Raw genomic sequence first — 11,359 nt, forward strand, 5'->3', positions numbered from 1 at the left:
CTAAATTACTCAGTAAATTATTTTCTACTTTATCTTACTAATATTTGATTAAAATAGCGAGGCTGGAAGAAAACTACTGTTTTCTTCCAGCCTCAATGATTAGTAATTATTTAACAAATTACTTGTCAGACTTTTCGTCATCCTTAACTTGCTTTGCTGAATCAGCAACTAAGTCAACAGCCTTACGGATCTTAATATCATGCATTAACATGTCTTTAGATAATGCCTTCTTAACAGCATCTTCTTCCATACCGTATTGCTTTGCAAGGTCAGAAATTTCTTTAGCAATTTCTTCATCAGTAGCATCTAAGTTAGCATCGTCAACAATTGCTTCTAAGACAAGGTTAGTCTTTACACGTTGAGCAGCATCATTAGCAAATTGCTTCTTCAAATCTTCTTCCTTTGTACCAGTAATTTGGAAGTACATTTGAGGACTGATACCTTGTTGTTGCATTCCTGCTAAGTATTGTTGCATTTGACGGTTAGTGTCATCATCCAACATTGCTTGTGGAATATCTTGGATTTCTGCATTAGCAACAGCCTTATTGATAGCAGCATCTTCAATAGCAGCCTTAGCTTGGTTATCCTTTTCTTCTTGAAGTTGCTTCTTAGTCTTTTCCTTTAATTCAGCTAAAGTATCAACATCTTCGTCAACATCCTTAGCGAAATCATCGTCAAGTTCTGGTAATTGCTTTTCCTTGATTTCGTGAATCTTAACCTTGAAAAGTGCATCCTTGCCAGCAAGATTCTTAGCGTGGTAATCTTCTGGGAAGGTAACATTTACATCAACATCTTCATCAGCGTTGTGACCGATTAATTGATCTTCAAAACCTGGAATAAATGAGCCTGAACCTAATTCTAGTGAGTAGTTTTCAGCTGAACCACCATCAAATTCTTCACCGTCAACGCTACCCTTGTAATCAATAACGACAGTGTCGCCCTTTTCGGCTGGCTTATCTTCTTTTAATACAAGTTCAGCTTGTTGTTGACGCTTAGTTTCAAGTGCATCATCAACATCAGCATCAGTAACAGTGGTGTCTTGAGCAGGAACTTCCATACCCTTGTATTCACCTAATTTAACTTCTGGCATAACGTCAACTTCAGCAGTTAATACCCATGGTTGACCCTTTTCCATGCTCTTAATATCAATCTTAGGTTGATCTACAGGTTGAATGTTAGTTTCCTTTACTGCTTCGTTATATGCATCAGGTAATACCTTGTTTAAGGCATCTTGATACAATGATTCTTCACCGTACATTTGGTTAAAGATTTGACGAGGGACACGACCCTTCCGGAAGCCCGGAACAGTAATCTTTTTACGAGTCTCAACGAATGCTTCGTCAATTCCCTTATTAATAGTGTCGACATCAATTTCAAATGTCAATGTACCTTTGCTGGCATCGCTATCGCGTTCCCATTTTGCTGACATTTTATTTCCTCCAATAACAAATCAATTTGACTAATTAATATTTATAATTAGTCTTTACATACTATATTAGTTTACCGTAGGAGACCAGTAATTGCAACTTATTGACGGCTGATCCCCAAGTTATTTTCAAATATTTTTGTTAAAGAAAAAAGACTTGGGTTTCCCCAAGCCTTTTAGCACATCTGTACTCAAAAATTAGTCTAAGATGTCGGATACAACACCGGCACCAACAGTGTGTCCACCTTCACGAATAGTGAACTTAAGACCCTTTTCAAGAGCAACTGGCTTTTGTAAGTTAACAGTGAATGTAACGTTATCACCAGGCATAACCATTTCTACACCATCTGGTAATTCGATAGTACCAGTAACATCAGTTGTGTGGAAGTAGAATTGTGGACGGTAGTTTGAGAAGAATGGAGTGTGACGTCCCCCTTCTTCCTTAGTCATAACGTAAACTTCACCCTTGAAGTTCTTGTGAGTTTGGATTGAACCTGGTTCAGCCAAAACTTGACCACGTTGGATTTGGTCGTGTGAAATACCACGAAGAAGTACACCAACGTTATCCCCAGCTTCACCAAGATCAAGAGTCTTGTGGAACATTTCCAAACCAGTAACAGTTGACTTAAGAACGTCTTCAGTTAAACCAACGATTTCAACTTCGTCACCGACTTTAACAGTACCACGGTCAATACGACCAGAAGCAACAGTACCACGACCAGTGATAGTAAATACGTCTTCGACAGGCATCATGAATGGCTTGTCAGTAGGACGCTTTGGAGTTGGGATGTAGTCATCAATAACATCCATTAAGTGAAGGATAACTTTTTCTTGTTCTGGGTCACCTTCAAGTGCCTTAAGAGCAGATCCACGAACAACTGGAACATCGTCACCAGGGAAATCGTATTCGCTAAGTAAGTCACGAACTTCCATTTCAACTAAGTCAACTAATTCATCATCGTCAACTAAGTCAGTCTTGTTCAAGAATACAACGATGTATTGAACACCAACCTGACGAGCAAGAAGAATGTGTTCACGAGTTTGTGGCATAGGACCATCAGTAGCAGCAACAACAAGGATAGCACCATCCATTTGTGCAGCACCAGTGATCATGTTCTTAACGTAGTCAGCGTGTCCAGGGGCATCGATGTGTGCGTAGTGACGCTTTTCAGTTTCGTATTCAACGTGGGCAGTGTTGATAGTGATACCACGTTCCTTTTCTTCTGGAGCAGCATCGATATCAGCGTAATCTTCTGCCTTTGCTAAACCTTTGGCTGCCAATACCTTTGTAATAGCAGCAGTTAAAGTAGTCTTCCCGTGGTCAACGTGGCCAATAGTACCAATGTTAACGTGGGGTTTTGTACGTTCATAATGTTCTTTTTCAGCCATTAATGAAAACCTCCTGATAATTTACAAGTATAATGCCAGATCATCTAATCCGATGACTGACATACCCTTATACATATTGTACAACTTCTTTTCGCCAATTGAAAGCTTTAATCTTAGGCTCTGAAGAAGAATTCTTAAATATAATATCAACTATCTGTTCATTTGTAAATGTATTTGACTAATGTTTTTCTATTAATTCGTCAATCTGCTTACCTAGTCGTTCCTGCCACGTACTAGAAACTGTATTTGTTGCGACTTTCTTTCCTTCTATTCTAGCAATTAAAACATCTGTCCATTCATCAATGTCTTTAATAATCTGATTAATTCGCGGATACAAAAACATTACCTGTAATTGAAATTCTTGAATTGCCATCTTTTCTGTCTGCGGGTTTTGATTTCCACACTTTTCTGTAATTAATCTCTTACCTTCACTAACGACTGGCAATAAATTTAAAGGCTGAATATCAGCTGGCACAACTGTATATTCTTTCTTATCTAGCCAATAAACAGTAACCGGATCTGCAACTTGCAACTTACTAAGCAGTTCAACCAAACTAGACTTTACCAGTGGATGCGTATAGGGGTCACGAAGCAGGAATTTAGCACCTGTAATAAATTCATTTAAAGGAAGCTTAAAAGCAGCCTGCAACCTACTTTGCTGCTCTTCAAGAGAATAATCTCCTAAATGGTAAAAGTCTCGCAAACGTGTTTGTAATGTCTCCTGGTACTCTTGACGAGATTTTTTCTCACCCATTTTAACAATTGTCAGCAAATTCTCCTGCCATTGGGAAAGACTGCTAATCACCTGTCTTGCTAGAACGAATAATTCGTTTTGACACAAAATTTTAATGGCAATTTGAGCATCTGACAAGCTATCAAACATTACTTCTAAATATTCAAACAAGTAAGTACAAGCCCTGGTATATTGTTGAGAATGATACAGAGTGATGATCGTTAAGCGACCAATTTCTGAATCATCAACCTCGCTTATAAGATCTTCCAGAATATCACTAGCTTCTTGCCACTTTTCTTCAGCAATTAATTTTTGGGCCTGGAGATATTGATCTTGTTGGGTCTCATTCATTTTTATCACCCTTTTTATTCATTACTTTATACAATTATTCATGAAAGCAGTTGAGGCTGGGAGAAAAACGAAAGTTTTCTCCCAGCCTCCCTTCACATCACTTATATTAAACAGCTACTTTTTTTCTTTTGCCATTCGTTTTTTACCACGACCACGATGATGTTCTTTCGTTGAACGTGGTTTTGCAGATTTTTCTTCTTTTTTCTCAACATTATTTTTAATCTTCTTTTGATGTTGATTAATCTCCATAATAACTGGCAAAATAACTGGATGCCGTTTAGTTTGTTCAAACAAGAACCGGTTTAATTTATCACGAACATCTTGTTTCAAGTGACTCCAATCAAATTCTTTTTGATCTAGGTTTTCTTGAACAATCTTTTCAACTAAGTCAGCACTCTGTTGCATTAGTTGACGGTTAGTCTTTACAAATACGAATCCTCGTGACGTAATTTGTGGTCGAGCAACAATCTTTTTCTTTTTCCGATCAATAGTTGCCACCACAACAAAAATCCCATCTTCTGACAGGACACGTCGATCTCGTAAAACAATATTACCGATATCACCGACGCCTGTACCATCAATCATAGTATTGCTTACATCGATATGTTCCCCAACATGAAATTTACCATTTTTGTAAGTTAGAACATCACCCTTATTAACGAGGAAGATATTTTCTTTTGGAACTCCTACTTCTTCTGCTAATTCTGCATGACGATCTAACAGCCGATATTCACCTTGAATTGGAATGAAGAACTTGGGCTTCATGAAATTCAACATTAACTGTTCATCATTTTGGTTAGCATGCCCAGAAGGATTTAAATCATCAGAAATAAACTTAACCTCTGCTCCTGTACGATAAATCATGTCCTTTGTCTTTTGTACTTCAGTTTCCTGAGCATAAGAAGGAGTAGTAGTAACAAAGACAAGATCGGTATCTGTTAATTGTAAATTAGGATTATCACCGTTTGCAATTTGCTGTAATGACTTAATCGGTTCACCCATTTTACCAGTTTCCAAAATAACAACTTGATTTGGTTCGAGTTTTTCTGCTTCCTTGCGACTAATGAATAAGTCATCTGGTAAGTGCAACTTTCCCAAAGACATTGCTGTATCGATGATTTGTTCAATATCTTTACCAGATAAAACAATCTTCCGCCCAACGGCAACAGCAGCATTGATAATCTGCTGTGCGCGCATAATGTTTGAAGCTACACTAGCAACAATAATCCGACCGTTTTGGTATTTAAAGGTTTCTTTAATGTAGTCTCCAATATCTTGCTCACGAGCAGACGCACCTGTAATTCCAGCACCAGCAGAATCACTTAAAAGCGCTAATACACCTTGTGATCCAATCTCTGCTAAACGAGCAAGGTCTGTTTGATAGCCTTTTTTAGCTGTTTGATCGAATTTAAAATCACCGGTATAAACAATATTTCCTGCTTTGGTTTCTAAAACAACCCCTAAAGTTTCAGGAATAGTATGGGTCGTCTGGAAGAACGAAACTGTAACATCATTAAAATCAATTGCTGTTGAAGCATCAACAACATGAAAATCATTAAATTTCTTAACTTCCTTATGGTTTTTAACTGCCAGTTTTGCTAAGGCAATCGTCATCTCGCTTCCAAATACCGGAACATTAAAGTCCATCAAGAAATACGGAAGTGCCCCAATTGAATCTGCATGTCCATGTGTTAAGAATACCCCGACTATCTTGTCCTTATGTTCACGAAGATATTCCCAGTCAGGAATGACAACATCGATTCCCATTAATTCATTTTCCGGATACTTTAATCCTGTATCCAAAATGAAAATTTGGTCTTCAATCTCAACGGCGTACATATTTTTACCATTTTCGCGTACACCACCAAAAGGAATAATTTTAATATTATTATCCATTGATTTGGCTCCTTTAATATTTAGTTTTGAACCCCTTATCGATTACAATGTGTAGCGATAAGAATTTTATATCGTTCATTATAGTTATAAATATCTTACCACAATCAGTGAAAATAATGGAGTAAAAACAAAAAACACCTTGCCTCCAAGTAAAAGGCAAAGTGCTTTGATAATAAAAGATTACCGACGTAAACCTAACTTTTGGATAAGTTCACGGTAAGCAGGTAAGTCAGTCCGACGTAAGTAAGCTAATAAGTTACGACGGTGACCAATCTTCTTCATTAAACCACGTTGTGAATGGTAATCGTGCTTGTGTGTACGAAGGTGATCGTTCAATTCGTTGATGTCAGCAGTTAAAACAGCAACTTGAACTTGAGTAGAACCAGTGTCTCCTTCGTGAGTTGCGAATTCCTTAATAATTTGATCTTTACGTTCTTTTGAAATAGCCATGCTATTTTCCCACCTTTCAATATTAATGCGCCTAAGATCTAAGTATAACGTCGGTGAGGATCGTTAAACTGAGAAGAGGCAATTAATTACTTGCTTGAAGTAACCTATACAAATATACATAAAATTTACCAATGTTGCAACTATTTCTGTGAAATTTTGACTTGATCGTCGTTAGCTATTGCATTGCTCGCTAGTCTTTTGTATAATGACAAATGTTGAAAATTCTGGTCAACTGAAAATCGGGTAACGGAGGTGAAACTCATGCCAATTATCAAATCAGCAATTGAACGTGTTCGTACTAGTGAAAAAGCTGAAGCACGTAACGCTTCACAATTAAGCCAAATGCGGACTGCTATTAAGAAGTTCGATAAGGCAAAGCTTGCTGGCGCAGATAACCTTGACGACTTATACAAGGCTGCTATCTCAGCAATTGACCGTGCCCACTCTAAGGGCCTTATCAAGGCTAACAAGGCTGCACGTGACAAGTCACGTCTCTCAGCACGTTACGCTAAGTAATAAAAAAGCAACTATTAAGTTAGTTGCTTTTTTTATTTTTAACTTTTCACAAAAAGAGGATAAGAAAGCAAATTTTCTTATCCTCTTTTTGTATCTCACGCCCCTTTGCTCTGCTGAGAATACTGTAACATAAATAACTGAAATAAAAGCGATGGATCGCGCTGTGTCGTTTTTAACGATTGTTCAATCCGAATTAATCCCAAATAAGCATTTTCTAACGCCTGCATTGAGAAATCACGTGCAGTCTTTAATCCCAATTTAATTCGATAAGGATGGACATTAAGTTGACTTGCTAGACTCCCTTGCGTAAGACCGCGTTTGCTTAATACTTTTATTTGAATCAATAATCGAAACTGTCCCACTAGCACCGCATTAATCCTTAACGGTGGCTGCTGACCTGCTAATAGCTGTTGATAGAGATCTAAGGCCTTTATTTGATTATGCTTAAGGACTGCAGTGACTAAATCAAAAACATTTTCATCTAATGATTGTGGAACTAAAGCAGCTACCATGCTTTGATCAATCTTTTTCTCACGATAAGCTAAAATCTTTAATTTAGTTAAACTTGCATCCATCATCCCATAATCCGCATTAGTTCGTTGAACCAACTCATCCAAAGCGGCTTCTGATATTTCAAAGCCAACAGTTGATAATTGAGTTTTCACTCTTTGACGAGCTGCTCGCTCATCAAGTGGACTAGCATCAACTAAAACCGCTGTCTTCTTTAATTGCTTTACAATTCCTTTTCGTCCATCAAGCTTTTCATAAGGGGCCGCAAAAACTAAAATTGTGGACGGTTCAGGGTGTTCAAGATAATTTTTTAAGCTGTCCAAATCATGTTCAACTTTTGAATGTCTTTTTTCACCAGTTAAGAAGAATGGTTTATTGATGATAACCAATCGCCGCTCACCAAAAAATGGAGTTGCCATTGCATCATCCAAAGCAACTGCCAAGGGCGTGGCTTCCATATCATATCGACCAATATTCATGACCTGTTCATTCTCTGGGATAAGGCTTGTAAAGGCATCAATTGCCTGCTGTTGAAGAACCTGTTGTTTCCCTAAAATCAAATATACCATTGCTGGGGTTTTAGTTTTTAATTGTGTAGATAATTGGGCAATGTCCAACTTGTCTCATCTCCCCTCAATGTTGTTTTTATTTTTCCATTTTGACCATGGTATACATATTGTATCATTCCAAATTGCTGCGTTGATAAGTAATTAATATTTAATTTTTGAAAATTTTTTATTGTTATTTCATCAGGATGATGATACCTATTAAATCGTCCAGCTGAAATTATCGCATACTTAGGAGCAACTGTCTGCAAAAATGAATAACTACTAGCAGTTTTACTGCCATGATGACCAGCTTTTAAGATATCTGACTTTAGTTGCGGATACTTTTGAATAACTTTTTCTTCATTTTCTTGATCCAAATCCCCCGTAAAAAGAAATCTTTTCCCGCCAAATGTCCCAGCTAGCACTAAAGAATCTTCATTTTTCCCTTCTCCTGGAACAAAAGGATGTAAAATTTGTAATGGAAATGACGGCAACCTAACATCATCAGTCACCGGAACTATCGCTGGCGATGACTTTTCAGCAATCCTTACTTTATTAAGAAGTGCTGGTTGTCTTTCCATCCCCGCTGGGACAATTAGTCTTTTCACTGCTATATTATCCAAAATCGTTGTTAAATAGCCGATATGATCTGCATCATGGTGAGTTAAACAAATATTATCAATTTGCTTGATGCCTTTACTTTTCAAATAATTAATGGTTATTCGTTGGGCATCATCTTGAGAATGCTTTGAAGTCGCCCAATCCGGCTTTTTAAAATTTAATTTGCCTCCTGTATCAATCATTGTTACCCGTCGATTAAAAGGTTCTCTAATAATTATCGAGTCCCCCTGTCCAATATCAACAAAGGTAACTTCGCCATTAAACGGAAAATGAATTATCCCTCCAGTAATTACATACAATAAGGCTAATATTTTCCATGATTTTAAAGATGTATCTTGAGAAACAACAAATAAAGATGCCGCAAATAATAGAAGGGCCAAAATTAACGGTGGCTTCCCAAAATGAATCATTCCGGGAAAATCAGATAACCAATTTAAAATATATTGAAAGCATTTTAAACCAGCATTAATTAGATACGTGAGTGGTTCAAAAAGCTTAAAACTAATTGCCCCAACCAAGACCGCTGGAAAAACAACTGTAGAAAATAGTGGAATTATTAAATAACTAATCCCAAAGCTTAGAAGATGAACCTCATATACATAACTCAATAACGAAGGCAAACTAATTAAATTTAATAATAAAGACTGCTTAAAACCACGTACTGATTCTGGAAGAACTTGAAGAATAAAAGAAAGTAAATAGCTTAATTGACCGCCTAATGTAAGCAATAGCAACGGATCAATAACCAATCCAATTAATAAGCTCAGCACCCACCCATCAAGACGGTCCAAATTTAAATATCGATGAAGAAGCCCAAGTTCAGCCATAATGGTTGCTCTCATCAAGCTTGTTGCTCCACCACCAACGAGAAGATAAAACGGTAGAATAATAATTAAAAATAAATCAATCGATTCTTTACGCCACCATAAATGAACCAATAGTCGCCGTAATAAATCCGTGAAAAGTACGATATGCATTCCGGAAATGCAAAAAAGATGGAGCAGGCCAAGCCTTTTGATACTTACCATTAATTCAGCCGAATCCTCATTACTACTACCAATTATTAATTGTTGACAATACGCACTAAGAGGAGGCGGTAAAGTTTCAAAGTAGAGGCTGAGTCGCTTTCTTAATGTATGACACCAGCCAACTATTCCTCTTTTTTGCCTAACCATTTGCTCTACCCGGTTAATTTGAACTTGATTACAGATCCGGCGATGGTGGTTATAAGTTAAGTTATCAAATTGATTTTCATTTGTACGGGGAATAATCGGTTTTAACTGCCCATTAATAAGCCATATCGAGGGTGTTGTAAGCTTATCAATATTTTTTAGCATCTGGGGTGACTTAAACGACATCGTTATTGCTTCACGTTGTCCAGTTTGAATGTCGATCGCAGTTCCTGTCATAAAATTTCCATTGAATTTTAATTCATCAGGGTAAACTAATATTTTTTTGGTAACTTCCATTTGCTTATCTGCCGTAATAGTTGCCCAATTTTTTTGTAAACTGTAACACAAAATCGCCATCAATAAACATGTCAGCACTCCAACTCCAAGTACTACTGGCCTTTTTAATATAGCAATTCGATAAAATAAAGCAATTAAAAGAAAAATCAACCAATATGAACTAAAAAAACTAACTGCTACTAAACTTGCAATTATCGCAGGGAAAAACCAAAAGTGTTGAATAATCTATTTTTGATCTGGGTTGATATACTGGTCCAGATCAACCTCTTCTAAAATATCACTATCTAATTTAATCTGATGAAGTGCAACGTTTTTGAGTTTAAGTAGTTTCATTGCGTAATCATCATTGTGATAATTACGAATATAATTTATCTCCTTAATCCCAGTCTGCAATAAGCTTTTGGTACATTGTAAGCAAGGGAAATCCGTTACATAAATGCTTGCCCCATCAGCAGAAATACCAAACTTAGCACACTGCAATAGAGCATTCATTTCTGCATGAATAGTTCGCACACAATGTCCATCACGTAAATAGCAGCCTTCATCAAAGCAATGTGCATCGCCAGCGACTGAGCCATTGTACCCACCAGCAATTATCCGCTTATCACGAACTAAAACTGCACCTACTGAAAGGCGGTTGCAGGTACTGCGCGATGCCAATAAAGCTGCTTGAATCATAAAATACTGGTCCCAATCAATTCTCGGTTTCATATTATTTCACTCCTCTATATTTGAAATATAGTATAGCAAATATCTTCATCAAAAAAATAAAAACTAGATAGATAGGTGATCTTTTAGTTTAGCAACAGTTTTTTCGCCAAAGCCATTTATTTCTTTAAGTTCGTCAACACTCTTAAACTGACCGTGTTCTTGTCGGTATTGTAATATCAAGTCTGCTTTTTTATCGCCAATTCCCGTTATTTGACATAGTTGTTCTTTGGTTGCCGTATTTAAATTTATCTTTGCAGAACTATCGCTGCCATTTTCATTATTAGCTGCTGATGGTTCTGTACTGCTGGAAACTACCGGCGTTTCGCCTTGAAGCGGAATATAGATCATTTGCTGGTCTGTTAATTGTTTAGCAAGATTCACTTGGCGCAAGTCTGCATTGGGTAGTGGTCCACCTGCCGCTTTCAAGGCTTCGTTCACACGATCATCTGCTTTCAATTCATAAACTCCGGGCATTTTTACGGCACCCTTTATGTCAATGGCAACGGTCCCTTTCATCATAGTGGTAGAAGTCAAACTGCTTCCTGTTTCGCTACTTGTTAAAACAGCATTAGTATTTGAAATTAAAGCATCGTTATTGTTTTTATTAAGTATCCAATATCCCCCAACCACTGCAGCAATCACTATCATCAGCACTTGTATTCGATATTTTATCCATAATTCTGATAATTGCTGCATGTTTCTCACCTCCCTATAAATATAAATACGTAAAAAAAGCAAT

General features: G+C 37.1%; 10 protein-coding genes. 1 reads left to right on the top strand and 9 read right to left on the bottom strand.

Going from position 1 to position 11,359, the window contains the following annotated elements; all coding sequences use genetic code 11:
• Nucleotides 1-118: 118 nt before the first annotated feature.
• The 5 genes from tig to rpsO form a co-directional block, all read right to left on the bottom strand.
• Nucleotides 119-1,429, bottom strand: coding sequence for a trigger factor (gene tig / locus CBG10_RS10175; protein ID WP_003666837.1), 1,311 nt, complete (start codon nucleotides 1,427-1,429; stop codon nucleotides 119-121).
• A 195-nt stretch (nucleotides 1,430-1,624) separates the two neighbouring features.
• Entirely contained in the window at nucleotides 1,625-2,815 is a 1,191-nt protein-coding gene (gene tuf, locus CBG10_RS10180) for an elongation factor Tu (protein ID WP_003666836.1), read from the bottom strand.
• A 178-nt stretch (nucleotides 2,816-2,993) separates the two neighbouring features.
• On the bottom strand, nucleotides 2,994-3,899 hold the full coding sequence (locus CBG10_RS10185) for a hypothetical protein (RefSeq protein ID WP_094502567.1): 906 nt from the start codon (nucleotides 3,897-3,899) through the stop codon (nucleotides 2,994-2,996).
• A gap of 114 nt (nucleotides 3,900-4,013) precedes the next feature.
• Entirely contained in the window at nucleotides 4,014-5,795 is a 1,782-nt protein-coding gene (locus tag CBG10_RS10190; RefSeq protein ID WP_094502566.1) for a ribonuclease J, read from the bottom strand.
• Nucleotides 5,796-5,975: 180 nt separating this feature from the next.
• The gene (gene rpsO / locus CBG10_RS10195; RefSeq protein ID WP_003666833.1) at nucleotides 5,976-6,245 is read right to left on the bottom strand and encodes a 30S ribosomal protein S15; all 270 of its coding nucleotides are present in this window, start codon (nucleotides 6,243-6,245) and stop codon (nucleotides 5,976-5,978) included.
• Nucleotides 6,246-6,506: 261 nt separating this feature from the next.
• On the opposite strand from rpsO, the gene rpsT reads away from it, so the two are divergent.
• A complete protein-coding gene (gene rpsT, locus CBG10_RS10200; RefSeq protein WP_003666832.1) occupies nucleotides 6,507-6,761 on the top strand; it encodes a 30S ribosomal protein S20 in 255 nt (84 codons plus the stop codon).
• Between the two features lie 95 nt (nucleotides 6,762-6,856).
• Here rpsT and holA read toward each other — a convergent pair whose 3' ends face one another.
• The 4 genes from holA to CBG10_RS10220 form a co-directional block, all read right to left on the bottom strand.
• Nucleotides 6,857-7,888, bottom strand: a complete 1,032-nt coding sequence (gene holA, locus CBG10_RS10205) for a DNA polymerase III subunit delta (RefSeq protein WP_019252609.1) — start codon at nucleotides 7,886-7,888, stop codon at nucleotides 6,857-6,859.
• Nucleotides 7,858-9,969, bottom strand: coding sequence for a DNA internalization-related competence protein ComEC/Rec2 (locus tag CBG10_RS10210; protein WP_094512506.1), 2,112 nt, complete (start codon nucleotides 9,967-9,969; stop codon nucleotides 7,858-7,860). The genes holA and CBG10_RS10210 overlap by 31 nt, the downstream gene beginning before the upstream one ends.
• Before the next feature lie 165 nt (nucleotides 9,970-10,134).
• Nucleotides 10,135-10,620 (bottom strand): ComE operon protein 2, encoded by a 486-nt coding sequence (locus tag CBG10_RS10215; protein WP_094502564.1) that lies wholly within the window; start codon nucleotides 10,618-10,620, stop codon nucleotides 10,135-10,137.
• 63 nt (nucleotides 10,621-10,683) lie between these two features.
• A complete protein-coding gene (locus CBG10_RS10220; RefSeq protein ID WP_094508668.1) occupies nucleotides 10,684-11,316 on the bottom strand; it encodes a helix-hairpin-helix domain-containing protein in 633 nt (210 codons plus the stop codon).
• Nucleotides 11,317-11,359 lie beyond the last annotated feature (43 nt).

The organism is Limosilactobacillus reuteri, from assembly GCF_002254085.1.
In the GTDB taxonomy this organism is placed as follows: Bacteria; Bacillota; Bacilli; order Lactobacillales; family Lactobacillaceae; genus Limosilactobacillus; species Limosilactobacillus reuteri_K.